At 72.7% G+C, this 16,701-nt stretch carries 11 protein-coding genes; 9 read left to right on the forward strand and 2 right to left on the reverse strand.

All coding sequences use genetic code 11. The annotated features are described in order from the left end of the window. Positions 1-3: 3 nt before the first annotated feature. From ACIQI7_RS33380 to ACIQI7_RS33390, 3 genes are read left to right on the forward strand one after another with little or no spacing between them, the layout of a single operon-like run. Complete coding sequence (locus ACIQI7_RS33380; RefSeq protein WP_401117367.1) at positions 4-2,616, forward strand: lantibiotic dehydratase; 2,613 nt, start codon at positions 4-6, stop codon at positions 2,614-2,616. Further along, positions 2,613-3,878 (forward strand): MFS transporter, encoded by a 1,266-nt coding sequence (locus ACIQI7_RS33385; protein ID WP_401117369.1) that lies wholly within the window; start codon positions 2,613-2,615, stop codon positions 3,876-3,878. Before ACIQI7_RS33380 ends, ACIQI7_RS33385 begins: the two co-directional genes overlap by 4 nt. After that, complete coding sequence (locus ACIQI7_RS33390) at positions 3,875-4,777, forward strand: phosphotransferase family protein (protein ID WP_401117371.1); 903 nt, start codon at positions 3,875-3,877, stop codon at positions 4,775-4,777. Before ACIQI7_RS33385 ends, ACIQI7_RS33390 begins: the two co-directional genes overlap by 4 nt. Before the next feature lie 73 nt (positions 4,778-4,850). Here ACIQI7_RS33390 and ACIQI7_RS33395 read toward each other — a convergent pair whose 3' ends face one another. Both ACIQI7_RS33395 and ACIQI7_RS33400 read right to left on the reverse strand, forming a co-directional pair. Further along, positions 4,851-5,180, reverse strand: a complete 330-nt coding sequence (locus tag ACIQI7_RS33395; protein ID WP_401117373.1) for a hypothetical protein — start codon at positions 5,178-5,180, stop codon at positions 4,851-4,853. A 15-nt stretch (positions 5,181-5,195) separates the two neighbouring features. Further along, positions 5,196-9,218 (reverse strand): polymorphic toxin-type HINT domain-containing protein, encoded by a 4,023-nt coding sequence (locus ACIQI7_RS33400; protein WP_401117375.1) that lies wholly within the window; start codon positions 9,216-9,218, stop codon positions 5,196-5,198. A gap of 493 nt (positions 9,219-9,711) precedes the next feature. On the opposite strand from ACIQI7_RS33400, the gene ACIQI7_RS33405 reads away from it, so the two are divergent. From ACIQI7_RS33405 to ACIQI7_RS33430, 6 genes are all read left to right on the forward strand, one after another. Further along, on the forward strand, positions 9,712-10,203 hold the full coding sequence (locus ACIQI7_RS33405; protein WP_401117377.1) for a hypothetical protein: 492 nt from the start codon (positions 9,712-9,714) through the stop codon (positions 10,201-10,203). 47 nt (positions 10,204-10,250) lie between these two features. Further along, positions 10,251-10,754 (forward strand): hypothetical protein, encoded by a 504-nt coding sequence (locus tag ACIQI7_RS33410; RefSeq protein ID WP_401117379.1) that lies wholly within the window; start codon positions 10,251-10,253, stop codon positions 10,752-10,754. A gap of 45 nt (positions 10,755-10,799) precedes the next feature. Next, positions 10,800-12,470 (forward strand): trypsin-like serine protease, encoded by a 1,671-nt coding sequence (locus ACIQI7_RS33415; protein ID WP_401117381.1) that lies wholly within the window; start codon positions 10,800-10,802, stop codon positions 12,468-12,470. A gap of 327 nt (positions 12,471-12,797) precedes the next feature. After that, positions 12,798-13,724 carry an NADP-dependent oxidoreductase gene (locus tag ACIQI7_RS33420; RefSeq protein ID WP_401117383.1) on the forward strand — a complete coding sequence of 309 codons (927 nt, stop codon included), beginning with the start codon at positions 12,798-12,800 and terminating at the stop codon, positions 13,722-13,724. 66 nt (positions 13,725-13,790) lie between these two features. Next, positions 13,791-14,078, forward strand: a complete 288-nt coding sequence (locus ACIQI7_RS33425) for a putative quinol monooxygenase (RefSeq protein WP_401117385.1) — start codon at positions 13,791-13,793, stop codon at positions 14,076-14,078. A gap of 169 nt (positions 14,079-14,247) precedes the next feature. Beyond that, the gene (locus tag ACIQI7_RS33430; RefSeq protein WP_401117387.1) at positions 14,248-16,692 is read left to right on the forward strand and encodes a non-reducing end alpha-L-arabinofuranosidase family hydrolase; all 2,445 of its coding nucleotides are present in this window, start codon (positions 14,248-14,250) and stop codon (positions 16,690-16,692) included. Positions 16,693-16,701 lie beyond the last annotated feature (9 nt).

A 16,701-nucleotide genomic window follows, 5' to 3' on the forward strand; every position in this document is an offset into this window, starting at 1 on the left:
GCTGTGACCACCGTCAACGACCCCCAGACCAGTACCGAGCCCGGTGCGCGCGTCGCCTGGCAGCTCGCGCCGGTCGTCGTGCTCCGCCAGGCCGGCTTCTCGATGGAACTGCTCGCGCCGCTGGCCGACCCCGCCGCCGCCGAGGAGGCCCGCGACCTGGTCGACCACGGCCTGCGGCTGAAGGACCTGGCCGACGAGTTCAAGGCCGCCCTGCGCCGGCACCCGGTGCCCGGCGCGGCGAGGCTGTCCTCCCCCGCCGGCTTCCTGCTGCCCGTCCCCGAGGCCGAACTCGCCGCCGCGGCCGCCGCCGTACCCGACGGGGCGGCCGCCACCCTGCGCGCCTACCAGGACGCCGCCCGGCGGTTCGCCGAGGAGCAGACCGCGTTCGCCGCCCGGCACCAGGACCGCCTCGACCGGGCCGGGGCCGCCGTGGTGGAGGCCTTCGGCGACGAACGCCTGCGGCAGGTCCTGCTGCTCTCCAACGACTCCGCCTACCCCACCTTCGCCGCCTGGCTCGACGCCCACGACGGCGGCACCGGCCGGCGCACCCGCAAGATGACCGACCTGCTCACCATGTACCTCCAGCGGGTCACCACCAAGAACGAGACCCACTCGCACTTCGGCCCCTACACCCCCGGCCGGGTCGGCACCGCCCCCGGCATCACCTGGTCCGGCGAACGGGAGCTGGAACGGCGGGCGCTGTTCAGCCACTGGGCCGCCGAGAAGCTCGCCCAGAGCGCCGCCGCCGTCCCCGGCCTGCTCGACCACGCCCGGCCCCGGCGCCGCCCGCTGTCCTTCCTGCGCGACGGCCGGATCGACCTGTACGCCTTCACCACCCGCGACGGCCTGGACACCGACTGGGACTTCCAGCACCTCGGCGGCCGCCGGGTGGAACCGTACGAGGCCTGGCTGTGGGAGCACTGCGACGGCGAACGCACCCTGCGCGAGCTACGGCGGGCCTGGCAGGACGAACTGCGCTGCCCCGTCCCCTTCGACAAGGTGCTCGGCGAACTCGCCGACCTCGACTGGCTGGTCGTCGAGTTCGAGATCCCGATCGGCGACCACCGGCCACTGGCCGCCCTGCGCGAGCAACTGCTCGCCGCCCCCGCCGAGTTGTCCGCCCCGTTGCTCACCGCGATCGACGGCTTCGAGGCCGACCTGGCCCGCTTCGCCCGGCTGCCGCTGCCCGAGCGCGCGGCCGCGCTCGCCGAGTCCAAGGCCCGCTTCGAGGAGCTGACCGGGGGCCCCGCCAACCGCAACAGCGGCCTGCACTACGCCGACCGCAGCATCCTCTTCGAGGAGGCCCGGGGCCGGCCGGCCGACCTGACCGTCGGCCCGGACCTCGCCCGCTTCATCACGGACGAGCTGTCCATCGTCTACGAGACCGTGCTGGCCGGGCCCCGCCTGCGGATGCGGCGCGAACTGGTCATCCTCACCCGGTGGGTGGCCGAGCGGTTCGGCCCCGGGGTGGAGATCCCGCTGGACGTGCTCTACGCCGAGTTCTTCCGCGACCGGGACGCCATCGCCCGGGAGTGCCTCGCCGTCGAGGCCGAACTCGCCGAGCTGGACCGGGCGATCGGCGCCGCCCTGCTCGGCGAGGCCGCGACGGACCCGGACCGCTCCGAGGTCGTGGTGGACCGGGATCGGATGGCGGCCGTCCTCGCCGCCCAGCCGAGCAGCCCGCCCGCGGTCTGCGACCCGGACATCCTGTTCGCCGCCCGCAGCCGGGAGGACCTGGCCGAGGGCCGGTTCACCGCCGTCATCGGCGACTGCCACGCGGTGCGGGAGGTCATCACCCACACCAGCTTCGGCCCGCTGATCCAGGAGCACACCCCCGAACTGCTCTCCGAGGTGTACCGCGGCTACCAGTCGCTGCTCGCCGACGACGAGGTGCTCGCCAACCTGTCCCGCGGCCACCCCGACAAGTCCTCCACCCAACTCGTCTACCCCTGCCACGACCTGGAGGTCTACGGCCGCTCCGCGCAGTCCCGCGACCGGGTGCTGCAACCCTCCCAGCTGTACCTGGTGCTGCGCGACGGCCGGCTGGAGCTGCGCGCCCACGGCGTCGAGGGCCGGCTGCGCCTGATGGCGCCCCCGGCCGGCGGCCCGAGCATCCGGCAGGACCCGCTCTCCCCGTTCGCCTTCCCCCGCCACTTCGGCGGCGCCGGGCTGGACGCCCCCGACCTGGCGCACATCCCGCGCATCCGCTGCGGCCGCGTCGTGCTGCAGCGCGAGACCTGGCGCATCCCCGCCGCCCGGCTGCGCGACACCACCGCCTTCGGCCGGCAGAAGGGGCGCGACGACGCCGCCCAGTTCGTCGCCGCCTGCCGGCTGCGCGCCGAGCACCGGCTGCCCCGGCACGTCTTCGTCAAGGTCCCCGGCGAGCCGAAGCCGGTCTACGTCGACTGGGAGTCCCCCCTGCTGGTGCGCCAGCTGGGCCGGCTGGCCGCCAAGGCCGAGGGCACCCTGGAGATCTCCGAGATGCTGCCCGCCCCCGACCAGCGCTGGCTGGAGGTGGACGGCCACCGGTACACCAGCGAACTGCGCTGCGCCGTCTTCTCGGCCGGGCAGCCCGGCCCGGCGGAGCGACCCGACCCGGCGGAGCCGCGCGGGTGAGCACCGACACCACCGTCCGCCCCGACTCCGGCTACCACCGGGTCATCGGCGCCGCGGCCTCCTCCGCGGTCGGCGACGGCATGCGCTTCGCCGCACTGCCGCTGCTGTCCACGGCGGTGCTGCACGACGCCTTCCAGGTCTCCGCGGTCACCGCCGCGACCACGGTGCCCTGGCTGCTGTTCGGCCTGCCCGCCGGGGCGTACGCCGACCGCTTCGAGCGGCGCCTGCTGATGGTCCTCGCCGACCTGCTGCGCGCCGCGGTGCTGATCCTCACCGTCGTGCTGCTCGCCGCCGGCTGGCTGACCTTCTGGCCGCTGCTCACCGCCGCGTTCCTGCTGGGCGTCGGCGAGGTGCTGTTCGACTGCGCGTCCTTCGCCCTGCTGCCGAGCGTCGTCCCCAAGGAGCGGCTGGAGTCGGCGAACGGCCGGCTCTTCGCGGTCCAGACGGTCGGCCGCGACCTGCTCGGGCAGGTGGTCGGCGGCGTGCTGTTCACGGTCGGCCGGGCGGTCCCGCTGCTGATCGACGCGGTCTCCTTCCTGCTCTCCGCGGCGCTGCTGCGCGGGGTGCGGAGCCCCGAGGCCGAGCCCGAGCGCCAGCCCACGGCCGACCGGCCCCGCCTGCTGGCCGACATCCGCGAGGGCGTCGTGCTCGTCCTGCGCGACCCCCTGCTGCGCGCCCTGACCGTCTCCGCCGGCGTGATCAACGCCGTCTACCTGGGCCAGATCGCCGTCTTCGTCATCCTGGTGCGCGACGTGCTGGAGCTCCCGGACGCCGCGTACGGGGCGCTGCTGGCCGCCGGGGCGGTCGGCGGCGTGGTCGGCAGCACGGTCGCGAGCCGGCTGACCACGGCGATCGGCCGGGTCCCCGCACTGGTCGGCAACCTGGCCCTGATGGGCATCGCCGGGCTGGCGGTGGCCGCCACCGACCGGGTCGCCGTGGTCACCGTCGCCTACTGCGTCACCGGCTTCGCCCTGATGGTGTGGAACGTCGTCGCCGTCTCGCTGCGCCAGACGATCATCCCGGACCGGATGCTCGGCCGGGCCACCGGCGTCTACCGGCTGTTCGCCTGGGGCACGATGCCCCTCGGCGCGCTGGTCTTCGGCCGGGTGAGCGCCTCGGCCGGGCCGCGCGCCGCCTTCGCCCTCGGCGGCGTGGTCACCCTGCTGACCTGCCTGCCGATCGCCTACACCCTGCTTCGGGACGGCAGGATGACCGACAGCAGCGTGACCGACCGTCGCAAGACCCCCGAGGATGCAGCATGAGTGAGCGTTTCACCGTACTGGACCGGCTGGCCGAGCAGTGGGGCCTGAGCGGCCTCGAACTCGTCGGCAAGGGCCTGGAGTTCACCGTCTTCCGGGCTCAGGGGCGGGACGGCGGACCGGTCGCCGTCCGGCTCGCGCACCGGCGCTTCGACTCCAACGCCAACGACCCGCACGTGGACACCCGCGCCCTGCTCGTCCAGGAGTACGCCGTCGCCCGGCACCTGGCCGAGCACGGCCTGCCGGTCGCCCGGGCCCGGGAGATGGTCCTCGCCGACGACCCGAACTCCCCCGACGTCCTGCTCTCCGACTACGTCCCGGACGACGGCTCCCCGCTCGACTCCCACGCCCTCGGCCGACTCCTCGCCCACCTGCACCGCTTGTCCCCGCCGCGGCTGCGCCCCGTCGCCGCCGAGGGCGGCACCACCGCCGACGCCCTCATCACCCGGATAGGCCGCCGCTGGGCCGAACTCGCCCGCCTCGTCGACGACTGGCCCGAGCCCCCGGCCGCCGACCTGCTCGCCCGGCACCTCTCCTCCCTCACCGAGGCCGGCCTGCTCCACCTCGACGTCCGCAGCTCCAACATCCGCCGCCACCAGGGCCGCACCACCGCCCTCCTGGACTGGTCCAACGCCCTCCTCGGCACCCCCGCCCTGGAGTTCGGCCGCCTCGCCGAGTACGCCCGCTACCCGGAGAACGACCTCGACCTCCCCGCCCTGCGCGCCGGCTACGCCACCGTCACCCCCGTCCCCGCCGAGGACGACCCCTGCCTCCTCGCCTGCCGCCTGGACGCCGCCCTGATGCTCGCCCTGGTCTTCCTCTCCGAGGCCCCCGACCCCACCCGCGGCCCCGCCGCCGCCAGCCACGCCCGCACCCTCGCCCAGCGCCTCACCGCCCTGTAGCGGCCGGCCGCACACGCGGAACGCCCGGCCGGGAAACCCCGGCCGGGCGTTCTGTATTCGACGGAACTACCGCCTAGACGGATTCACCTGCCTTGAGGAAACCCTGGTACACGACCGCCAGCAATGCCGCGTACGAGCGCATCTCCCTCGCGACCTCCAGGTCTTCCCCCGAGTATTCCGCGCACAATGCGTCGGCCCGGGCGATGGCGTCGTCGAGCTCCGCCAGGACATCCGCACCCGACGGCCTGAACTCACCGGTCCTCATGTAGGCGTGGACCACCATGACGTATTCGTAGGCCGTGCCGAGATCGGCACGAAGCACTCCCAACTCCCGGGTGCTGCCGTACGGCGGAAACGGATGACCGCGCCAGAGGGTGTAGGCGTCCGCGAAGCTCAGTTCCACGAGTCCTCGCGACCGTCAGCTACCGGGCTGGGGAGGGTGGTACGACACGATCCTGCCGTCCTTCTGCGATATGAGCAGGTACTCTTGCGTGGCCGGATTGACATAGGCTATTCCCTTCTCCTTGTTCTCGGCGAATCCGATGTCCTTGAGGTTGGCCTTCCAATCCGGCTTCGGGCCCGGCTGCTTCAGACGCTGAGCCAGCGACTTGGCCGCGTCGAGATACTGCTGCTGAGTCATGCCAAGCGGCTCCCCGTGCCTCTTGAAATGATCCAGGAACTGCTTCTGACCCGATTCGTAGGTGGCGGGGTGGAAGAGCTGGTCGACCTCGTCGGCGGGGACCTTCAGGCACAGCGGCCCGTTGGCGTTGTGAACCAGCACCGGCGTGTCGCCCGCGACCACATAGTACGTGTGGAGTTCGTCGACGGTGAGGTTGTAGGCGCCCTGGAGGGTGTTCCAGTGCCGGACGCCCTCGATGCGCCGGGGCTGTCCCGCCGGGTCGCGCAGTTCGTCGCCGGGCTCGAGATCGGCGGCGTCGATCCAGTTCTTCCGGTTCTCGGACCAGAAGGGGTGGTGGTCGGTACTGGTCAGGGACTGTCCGGCGCCCAGGGAGATGTCCGTGAAGTCCCGGTCGTCCGGCGTGTAGATGGTGTCCGACACCCGGCGGGGTACGACCAGCCCGGTGGTGGGATCGGTGGCGAGGACCTCGTCGCCGATCCTGACGCCCTCGATCGTCCGGGTGGAGCCGTCGCCCATCAGGACGCGGGTGCCGGCCGGGAAGCTGTTCAGCGGGCAGGACGGCGGGACTCGCTTGACGAGCTTCTGGATGAACTCGACGGCCTTCTTGCCCCAGGAACCGAACTTCTTGGCCCACTGGGCGAGTTTGGCGATGGCGGCGCCGTCGCCGATGAAGGGGATCGCGCCGATGCAGGAGGTGACCGCCTCGGTGGTCTTGCCCTCGACGGCGTAGTAGGCGCAGTTGACGAGGTCGGCGATGTCGGCGAGGCCGGGGGCGATGACGCCGCCCGCACCGCCGATGACGTCGAGGGTGAGGTGGATGGTCTCGGAGACGAGACGGTAGATGGCGTTGGAGGTCTCGTTGTCCTCCTTCGCCTTCTTGATCTCCTCCTCGATCCCCGCGACAGCGTCCTGCTTCTCCTTGGAAGCCTGTGCCTGCGCCTCGGCGTCCTGGCGCTCCGCCTCGAGCCTGATGACCTCGGCCTTCTGCTCGGCGTCGAACTTGGCCTGGTAGTTCGCCCGGGCGTCGTCGGCGGCGGCCTGGGCTGCCGTCGCGTCCTTGCCTGCGGCCTCCGCGGAGGCCCGGGCCTCGGCCGCGGAGTTGTTGGCGTCGGTCGCGGCCGACCGGGCCTGTCGGGCCGACTGTTCGGCCCGGTTGGCGGAGTGGACGGCGCTGGCGGCGTCGCGGTTGGCCGAGGCCTTGGCCGCGTTGGCGGTCTTCGCGGACGCCGCGGCCCTGGCCGCGTCGGCCTGGGCGGCGTCGGCGGCGGCCTGGGCCTTGGCGACGTACTCGGTGGCAGTGTTGGCCGACGCCTGGGCGGCGGCTTCGTAGCCCTTGGCCTCCTCGGAGGCGGCGCGGGCCACGGCGGCGGCGGCCTGGGCCGTGGCCGCGTTCTGGGCGGCGGTCGCGGCGGCGGCGGTGGCCTGGGCGATCAGGCCCTTGACGTCGGCGACGTGGACGGCGGTGAGCCGGTCCTTCTGCTGGGCGGTGTACTGGCCCTCGGCCACGAAGGCGCGCAGCTCCTGGACGGGGCCTTCGAGGGCGACCTTCGCCGCGGCCTTCAGCTCGGGCTCGGTGGCCGGGGCGTCCTCCAGCCGGGTGGCGGTCAGCCGGTCATCGGCGGCCTGCGCGTCCGCCAGGCCCTTGCCGAGGAAGTCCCGCAGCACCGCGGGGGTGTTGACCCGCAGCGCCTCGTCGGCGGCGGCCTTGACGGCCGGGCCGGCCTTGTCGGTGATGCGGGTGATCGTCAGCCGGTTCTCCGGCGCGGCGGCCTCGTACTGACCGCTGGTCAGGAAGGCGCCGATCTGGGCGGGGTCGCCGCCCTGCAGCGCGGTGTAGGCCGCGGTGCGGACCGCCTCGCTGTCGGAGTTCTTGTGGATCGCGGCGACACTGTCGCGGGCGTCGCGCTCCTCGGCTTCCCGTCGCCCGGTCTTCACGTAGGCGAACACGGCGGCGTCGTCACCGGACAGGGCGTCGACGGCCGCCACGTTCCCCCAGGAACCGGAGATCTTGCGGGAGACCATGGCGAGCTTGCGGCCGTCGGTGGCGACCTGCGCCGGGGTGGCGCCGGGCTGGTTGGCCAGCTGGGCCAGTCGGGCGGCCTCGGCCCTGGCCTTCTGGACCTCCTGGGCGGCCTGGTCGGTCTGCGCCTGCTTCTCCGCCTCGTCGGCCCTGGCCTGGCGGGCCTTCTCCACGGCCACCGCGGTTCGGTTGGTCAGGTCCTCGGCCTCGGTGCGGCGGGCCAGGTCCTGGATCGCGTTGGCCTTGTCGACCGCGGTCTGTGCGTCCGTGGCGAATCCGGAGGCGGCGTTCGCGTGGTCGGTTGACAGCTGCGCGGCGTTCGCGCTCTCGCCGGCGTGGTCGGCGGCGTCCCGGGCGGCCAGCGCCGCCGCGGCGGCGTGCTCGCCCGCGGACTTCAGGAGCGCCGTGGCCGCCTGCGACTGCGTCGCGGCCTCCCCGGCCAGCTGCTGCGCGGCGGCGGCGGCACGGCCGGCCTCGGCGGCCTGACGGCGCGTCGCCGCCGCCGCCTGCTTGGCCTTCGCCGACTGGCCGCCGGCGCTGTCCGCGTAGGCACCGGCCTGCTCGGCGGAACCCGCCGCGGCGTCGGCGTTGCCCTTGGCGCTCAGCGCGGCACCCGCCGCGGCCTGGCTGTCGCTGAGGGCCTTGTCCGCGTGGCCGAGCGTGTCCTTCGCGGCCTCCACCAGCTTCGCGGCCGCGTCGGCGGCATCCGCCGCCACCCGCGCCTCGTGCGCCTTGGTCGCGTCACCGGCCGCGGCCGCCGCGGAGGTCCGCGCGGCGGCGGCGGCCCGCTGGGCCCCGGCCGCGGCAGCGGCAGCGTTCGACGCCGCGTAGGCGGCGGCCCGCGCACCCGCGTTGGCCGCGCGGGCGGCCGTCAGCGCCGTCTTCGCGGCCGCGCCCGCGCGCTCGGCCGCGCTGGCGGCCTTGTTCGCCGCCTCCGTGGCCTTGGCCGAGTCGTTGCCGGCCTGCTGCGTCTCGTACGCGGCCCGGGCGGCTGCCTCCATGGCCTTCTGCGCCTCGGAGACCGCCTTGTTCTTGGCCTCGATGGCCGCGGCCGTCTCCTGGGCCGCCTGCGCGCCCGCGTCCTTCGCCTGCTGCACCAGCAGGGCGATGCTCGCGCGCTCCATGTCACGGTTCTGCGCGATGTACTGGCCGGACGTGAGGAAGTCGCGGACGTCCTGGATCGTGCCGTTCAGCGCCGCACGCGCCGCGGCTTGGGTGTTCGCGCCGCCCGTGCTGAGGATCTGAACCAGCTTGACCCGGTCGTCGGCGTCCTTCGCCGTGAACTGGGTCTCGGTCAGGAAACGCTGCAGGTCGTCACCGGTGTTGCTGCGCAGCGCGGTGTCGCCCGCGGCCTGCAGGCTGCTACCGGCGCCCATCGCGGGGTCGGTGATCCGGGTGATCCACAGGCGCCGGTCGGCGTTGAGGGCCTCCTGCCAGCCGCTCTGGAGGAACGTGCGCAGTTCGTCAGCCGTGCCGTCGATGGCCTTGTCGGCGGCCTCGCGGACCTTGGGCCCGCCCACGCTGGAGATCTGCGTGGCGGCGAGCAGGTCGTCCGCGTGCTGGGCCCCGGCGAGCTCGTTGTCGACGAACCGCTGCACGTCCTGGTCGGAGCCGGCCAGCGCGGCCTCGGCCAGCGCGTGCACGCGAGGTCCACTGTTGAGCCACGCCTCCACCGCGCGCTCGCGGGCGCTCGCGACCGGCCCGCCGGTCGGTTCGACCGCGGCGGCCTGAACGCCCGACCCCACCAGGCCGGCCGTCAGCGCGAGGGGCAGCAGGCCCAAGGAGAGCCTGCCCAGTAGTGGTGGCCTGCCCCTTCCCTGCCGCCGTGAACGGGATATCGAAGGGTGCACGGGAAAACCTCCACTGTCGACGTCGGCCGAATCCCGGCCGCAGCGGAGCTCCACGATAGGTGACGCCACATCAGAGCGTCTACGAAGTCAGAAAGTTGCCCGTCACGACAAATCCAATGAAACCCCCGAGGGCGAGCGAAGCCAAGCAAATGCAACGGCATCGCCAGCAAGCACCCAATGGCACGGAAAGCGTGACATCCTGCCTGGCCAGTCCCCGAAAGCGGTTGTCCGACCACCAGCCCTTCTGGTTCGATGAACCGGACTCCGCCGACGGGCTTGATGGCCGCGAGGCGGCTAATTTCGGCCAACCGCAGTGGAAATGACGTCGCGTCGCGAGTGGCTGGTTCGTCTCCATTCAGGCCCGTCATCCGTTTCCGAGAATCTGCCCGTCAGGGCAACGCGAGATGAACGCAAAGGATTAGGTATGTCAAAGGGCTTGTCCCGTTGGATCGTCGGCGGAGCAGTCGTCGTGGCCGCCACGCTCGGCGTCACCGCACTCGCCTCCGCCGACGGCACCCCGGCCGACAACTCGGCCGCGCCGCCCGCCGTCGAGGACTTCATGCACCCGGGCGCGGCCCCGTTCCCGAACGTGAAGCTGCTGCGCGGCGACGGCCACATCGTGCTGTCCGACTGCGCCGTCGACGACCAGATCAGCGTGCTCAGCTGGGACCTGCCCAACAGCAGCGGCAACAGGATCTGCTTCCGCGCCACCAGCAGCACCGGCTACCTCGCCGTCGAGGTGCCCAATGTCTTCCGGATCCGCACCGACGACTACTCCATCAACGCCAAGCTCACCAGTGACGGCGTCTCCCAGAGCGTCGACATCGCCAAGGGCACCGCCGTCCCCGTCGGCATCGGCAGCGGCTCCGGCAGCGGCAAGCCCGCCACCCTCCTCGAACTGCGCGTCACCGGCTGACCTCCGCCGGCCCAGGCCCTGCTCCCCGCTCACCAATGGAGCCCCAGGTGACCCACCAACCCCTGCGCACCACCGCCCGCCGCTGGCTGGCCACCGCCGCCGTGACCGCCGCCGCCCTCGGCGGCGCGACCGCGATCGCCTCCGCCGACACCACCCCGCCGCCCGCCGACAACTCCGCCGCACCACCGGCCATCGAGGACTTCACCTACCCCGGCGCCGCCGCCATCACCAAGGTCAAACTGCTGCGCGGCGACGGCCACATCCTGCTCGCCGACTGCAAGCAGCCCACCCAGATCCAGATCGGCACCCTGGCCCCGGGCAACCCGGACAACCAGATCTGCTTCACCGTCGCCGGCACGACGGGAACCCTCTCCCTGCAGCTGCCCGACGTCTTCTACCTCCAGACCAGCGGCGGCCGCTCGGTCCGCGCCGGCCTCACCAGCGGCGGCACCTCGCAGACCGTCGACGTCCCCACCAACGGCTTCACGTCCGTCGGCATCGGCTCCACCGGTACTGCGGCCAGCCTCGTCGAACTCACCGTCACCGGCTGACCACCGCCACCACCCGCATCCACATCTCATCTGGGGGACCCACTCATGCCTCGCACCTCCTCGCCCCGCAACCTCCGGGCGGGCGCCCTGGCCGCCGTCCTCGCCGCCGGCGCCCTGACCACCCTCGCCACGCCCCCGGCCGGCGCCGTCTCCGGCGCCGCGGCCGCCGACGGCTCCTACGCCTTCACCGCGCGCCTGGTGATCGGCGACAACCTGCGCGCCTGCACCGGCGCACTGGTCGACCGCAGCTGGGTGCTCACCGCCGCCTCCTGCTTCGCCGACGACCCGGCGCAGCCGCAGGCCCTGGCGGCCGGCGCGCCGAAGTGGAGGACCACCGCCACCGTCGGCCGTACCGATCTCACCACCTCCGCCGGCCAGACCGCCGAGATCGCCGAGCTGGTGCCGCGCCAGGACCGCGACCTCGTCATGGCCCGCCTCGCCACCCCCGTCGACGGCATAGCCCCGCTCCCCGTCTCCACCACCGCACCCACCGCCGGGCAGACCCTGCGCGTGCCCGGGTACGGGCAGACGAAGAACGAGTGGGTGCCGCTCAAGCTCCACACCGGCGCCTTCTCCCTCGACACGGTGAGCGCCACCGGCATCGGCACCACCGGCACCGGCGGCGCCGCGGTCTGCAAGGGCGACACCGGCGCCCCCGTGGTCCGCGAGGTCAACGGCAGGGCCGAGCTGGTCGCCGTCGCCTCCCGCTCCTGGCAGGGCGGCTGCCTGGGCGTCCCCGCCACCGAGACCCGCACCGGCGCCTACAACTCCCGCACCGACAACATCGCCGGCTGGGTCCAGCAGACCCGGGCGAAGGCCGTGGGCTGGAAGACCCAGGCCCTGGTGCGCAGCGACGCCAACCTCTACTTCGCGTCCCGCCTCTACGACGGTTCCTGGACCCCGTACGAGGACGTCCAGGCGGCGGCCGGCAACATCGGCGGCGTGCGCGCGGTCTCCTCGGCCGGCATCAACACCGCCACCCATGTGGTCGCCCTCGGCGGTGACGGGCACCTGCACCACGCCATCCGCAATCTCGACGGCGGCTGGGGCCAGAAGTTCGTCGACGTCAACACCACCGTCTCCGACCTCGGCAACATCACCCAGGTCACCATCGCCCCGGTGGGCGAGGACCTGCACGTGGTGGTCGTCGCGGACGGCATCCTGTTCCACAGCGTCCGCTCGGCGAACGGCCAGTGGACCTCGTTCAAGGTGGTCACCGAGGTCACCGGCCCGCTCAACGACATCACCTCTGTCTCCGCCGCCGGAGCCGTGGGCGGTGAGCTGCACATCGCCGCCGTGTCGGGCGGGAAGGTCTACCACACCCGTCGCAACGCCGGCGGAAGCTGGTCCCTCTGGGGTTCGGTCGCCGAGGCCGCCGGCGCCACCGGGCCCGTGACGGCGGTCACCGTGGCCCGCCAGAACAACGACCTCAACCTCGCTCTCGTCGCGAGCGACGGCCAGTACCACACCCTGCGCTACGCCAGCGGCAGCTGGTCGCCGATGACCTCCCTCGTCGACGTCGTCGGGAGCATCTCCGGCACCGGCATCAGCTCCGCCCCCGTCGACACCGACGCGCAGTTCGCCGTCACCACCAACGACAACAAGGTCCTCCTCACCGCCCGTCACGCCGACGGCACCTGGGCCACCCCCGAAGCCCTCAACCTCTCCACCATCCCCGGCAACCACACCGGCACGGTGATAACCAGCTCCCTCTGACCGGTAGTCCGTCGAACGTCCTGGTGCGGGAGCGGACCACCGTCCCGCACCAGGTGCGTTCACCACCCCCTGGACCACGGCCTTCACCCCGAAGGACGCCCACCCCCCGTACGCCCCCGACCGCCACTGACCCACCCCGCCCCACCAGGGACCGGCGCCATTGGGCACCGGTCCCTGTTCCTGTACCCGCCCCCGGTCACCCTTCCGGACGACTGCCGGGGAGGCCGGACGATTACTTGACACCCTCAACCATTCAGCCTTACCGTCGACATTACTTGAGCACATGAACCATCGAGTGACTCAATACTTGTCGCAGGGAGCACCACCATGAAGGCCATCACCTACCGCGGCTACGGCGGTCCGGACGTCCTGGAGTACGGCGAGGTGCCCGAGCCCAAGCTCGGCCCGGACTCCGTTCTGGTCCGGGTGGCCGCGGCCTCGGTCAACCCGGTCGACTGGAAGATCCAGGCCGGTTACCTCGACGGCGCGCTGGACGTCTTCTTCCCCGTGATCCCCGGCTGGGACGTCGCCGGCGTGGTGGAGCGGGTCGGCCCCGGGGTCACCGAGTTCGCTCCGGGCGACGAGGTGATCGGCTACGTCCGCGAGGACGTGGTGCGCCGCGGCACCTTCGCCGAGTACGTCGCCGCCCCCGTGCGCACCCTGGCCCGCAAGCCGGCGAACCTCGACTTCGCCCAGGCCGCCGGCCTGCCGCTGGCCGGCCTCACCGCCTACCAGGCACTGACCCGCGCCCTGGACCTCAAGCCGGGCGAGACCGTGCTGGTCCACGCGGCCGCCGGCGGCGTCGGCTCGCTCGCCGTCCAGATCGCCGTCGCCCTGGGCGCCCGGGTGATCGGCACGGCCGGCGAGCGCAACCACGACTACCTGCGCACCCTCGGCGCCGAGCCGGTGGCCTACGGCGACGGCCTGGCCGACCGCGTCCGCGCGCTGGCCCCGAACGGCGTCGACGCCGTACTCGACCTGGTCGGCGGCGAAGCCCTCCGGATCTCGCCGGCCCTGCTCGCCGACGGCGGCCGCCTCGCCTCCGTCGCCGACGGCGCCGTCCTCGCCCTCGGCGGCCAGTACGTCTTCGTCCGCCCCGACGTCGCCGACCTCACCGCCCTGACCGGCCTCGCCGAGAGCGGCCGGCTCACCGTCGAGGTCGCGGCGACGTTCCCCCTGGAGCGGGCGGCCGACGCCCAGCGCCTCAACGCCGGCGGCCACACCCGCGGCAAGATCGTCGTCACCGTCCCCTGATCCCCTCGCCCCCCGGCGGCCCGGCCACCTGGCCGGGCCGCCCCGCACCACCCGGAAGGACCCGCCGTGTCCCTCGTCGTGATCAGCGACTGGCTCGCCGACAGCGGCGCCGAGCAAAGCGTCGCCGACCTGCTCCCCGCCGTCACGGAGGCCGCGCTGGCCGAGCCCGGCGTGCTCTCCTTCCGGGCGGTCCGCTCCCTGCGCGACCGGTCCGCGTTCGTCGTCTTCGCCGAGTACGAGGACGAACAGGCGCTGGCCGCCCACCGCGAGAGCGCCGCGTACCAGCAGCTGGTCCTCGACCGCATCACCCCTCACCTCATCGACCGCCAGGCCGAGGCCTACGCCGTCGTGTGACGAGTGCGCCCACCGGCGGGAGGGCCGTGCGCACCGGAAAACCGGCCAGGCGCGTGAGGCCTCCGGCCCACCGATGAGATTCCTTCCCTCCCACGGCAACCTTCCCCTCCTCGGCGGCAACTGACGGGTAACCGGGGGCGAGGCCAACGCCCCCCTGCGCCAGAAGGACATGCCGTTGCCAGATCAGAAACGCTCTCATCGCCGCCGTCCGGCAACCCGCCGCCTGATCGCCACCGCCGTGGCGCTCGCCGCCGCAGGGGCCGCCGTACCGCTGGTCGCCCAGGCCGCACGCACACAGAATGCCGGCAAGCCGGCCTCGCTCGGCGACGCGGCGGCCGTCGGCGGCCGCTACTTCGGCACGGCCGTGGCCTCGGGCCGGCTCGGGGACCCGACGTACGCCACCGTTCTGGACCGGGAGTTCACCATGGTGACCCCGGAGAACGAGATGAAGTGGGACGCCGTCGAACCCTCCCGCGGCACCTTCGACTTCGCCGCCGCGGACTCGATCGTCAACCACGCCAACGCCCACGGTCAGCGGATGCGCGGCCACACCCTGGTCTGGCACTCCCAACTGCCCGACTGGGTCAAGTCCACCACCGACCCCGCCACCCTGCGCAGCGTGATGAACGACCACATCACCCAGGAGATGAGCCACTACAAGGGCAGGATCTACGCCTGGGACGTGGTCAACGAGGCGTTCGCCGACGGCGGCAGCGGTCAGCACCGCGACTCGGTGTTCCAGAAGGCGCTGGGCGACGGCTTCATCGAGGAGGCGTTCCGCACCGCCCGCACCGCCGACCCCGCGGCCAAGCTCTGCTACAACGACTACAACATCGAGAACTGGTCCGACCCCAAGACCCAGGGCGTCTACCGCATGGTCAAGGACTTCAAGTCCCGCGGCGTGCCCATCGACTGCGTCGGCTTCCAGAGCCACTTCGCCGCGAGCGGCCCGCCCGCGAGCTTCCGGACCACGCTGGCCGACTTCGCCGCCCTCGGCGTGGACGTCCAGATCACCGAACTCGACATCGCCCAGGCATCCGCCACCGCGTACCGCGACGCCGTCCAGGCCTGCCTCGACGTCGCCCGCTGCACGGGGACCACCGTCTGGGGCATCCGTGACAGGGACTCCTGGCGCACCGGTGAGAACCCCCTGCTGTTCGACGACAACGGCAACAGGAAGCCCGCCCACAACGCGGTGCTCACCACCCTGAGCAACGCCGGCGGCAGCGCCTCGGCCGACGGCATCGCCTCCGGGACCGTCTACACGCTCGCCGCGGCGGGAGCCGGCGGGCGCGTCCTCGACGAGCCCGCCGGACAGAACGGCAACGGCACCCCGCTCCAGGTCTGGGACGCCGCCGGCGCGGCCAACCAGCAGTGGCGCGCCACCAGGAACAACGACGGCTCCTACACCCTGACCAACGTCGCCAGCGGCCGGGTCCTGGACGAGCCGGCCAACCAGACGGGCAACGGGACGAAGCTCCAGGTCTGGGACTCCCACGGTGGCGCCAACCAGCGCTGGAAGGCCGCCAGGAACAGCGACGGCTCCTACACGCTCACCAACGTCGCCAGCGGCCGCGTCCTGGAGACCCCCGGCAACCAGACCGCCAACGGCACGCCCGTCCAGGTCTGGGACTCCTGGGGCGCCGCCAACCAGCACTGGAACCTCAGGCCGTCCGGTTCGTCGACGCCGGCCTCGCCGGGCGGTACGTGCGCCCTTCCGTCGACGTACCGCTGGTCCTCGACGGGTGCGCTGGCGCAGCCGGCGAACGGCTGGGGTGCGCTGAAGGACTTCACCACCACGACGTACAACGGCAAACACCTGGTGTACGCGTCGAACGTCACGGGCTCGTCGTACGGTTCGATGGCGTTCGCCCCCTTCACCGACTGGTCGGACATGGCCTCGGCTCCCCAGACCGGGATGAACCAGAACGCGGTGGCACCCACCCTGTTCTACTTCGCTCCGAAGAACGTCTGGGTGCTGGCGTACCAGTGGGGCGCGTGGCCGTTCGTCTACCGCACGTCCAGCGACCCGACCGACCCCAACGGCTGGTCCGCGCCGCAGCCGCTGTTCACCGGCGGCATCCCCAACTCCGGCACCGGCCCGATCGACCCGACCCTGATCGCCGACGACCGGAACATGTACCTGTTCTTCGCCGGTGACAACGGCAGCATCTACCGCGCGAGCATGCCGATCGGGAACTTCCCCGGCAACTTCGGCTCCTCCTACACCACCGTCATGACCGACACCGTGAAGAACCTCTTCGAGGCCCCCCAGGTCTACAAGGTCAAGGGCCAGAACCAGTACCTGATGATCGTCGAGGCCCGCGGCGCCGACGAGCAGCGCTACTTCCGCTCCTTCACCGCCACCAGCCTGAACGGCACCTGGACCCCGCAGGCCGCCACCGAGAAGAACCCCTTCGCCGGCAAGGCCAACAGCGGCGCCGGCTGGACCGACGACATCAGCCACGGCGACCTCGTCCGCGACAACCCCGACCAGACCATGACCGTCGACCCCTGCCACCTGCAACTCCTGTACCAGGGCAAGTCCCCCACCGCGACCGGCCCCTACGACCAGCTCCCCTGGCGGCCCGGCCTCCTCACCCTCCAGCGCTGACCGGTACCC

This window comes from Kitasatospora sp. NPDC092039, assembly GCF_044756065.1.
In the GTDB taxonomy this organism is placed as follows: Bacteria; Actinomycetota; Actinomycetes; order Streptomycetales; family Streptomycetaceae; genus Kitasatospora.

What these genes read in the sequence shown, in the direction of transcription:
- ACIQI7_RS33415 (WP_401117381.1), top strand. Translation starts at nt 10,800, where the DNA reads ATGCCTCGCACCTCCTCGCCCCGCAACCTCCGGGCGGGCGCCCTGGCC.
- ACIQI7_RS33405 (WP_401117377.1), top strand. Translation starts at nt 9,712, where the DNA reads ATGTCAAAGGGCTTGTCCCGTTGGATCGTCGGCGGAGCAGTCGTCGTG.
- ACIQI7_RS33420 (WP_401117383.1), top strand. Translation starts at nt 12,798, where the DNA reads ATGAAGGCCATCACCTACCGCGGCTACGGCGGTCCGGACGTCCTGGAG.
- ACIQI7_RS33430 (WP_401117387.1), top strand. Translation starts at nt 14,248, where the DNA reads ATGCCGTTGCCAGATCAGAAACGCTCTCATCGCCGCCGTCCGGCAACC.
- ACIQI7_RS33390 (WP_401117371.1), top strand. Translation starts at nt 3,875, where the DNA reads ATGAGTGAGCGTTTCACCGTACTGGACCGGCTGGCCGAGCAGTGGGGC.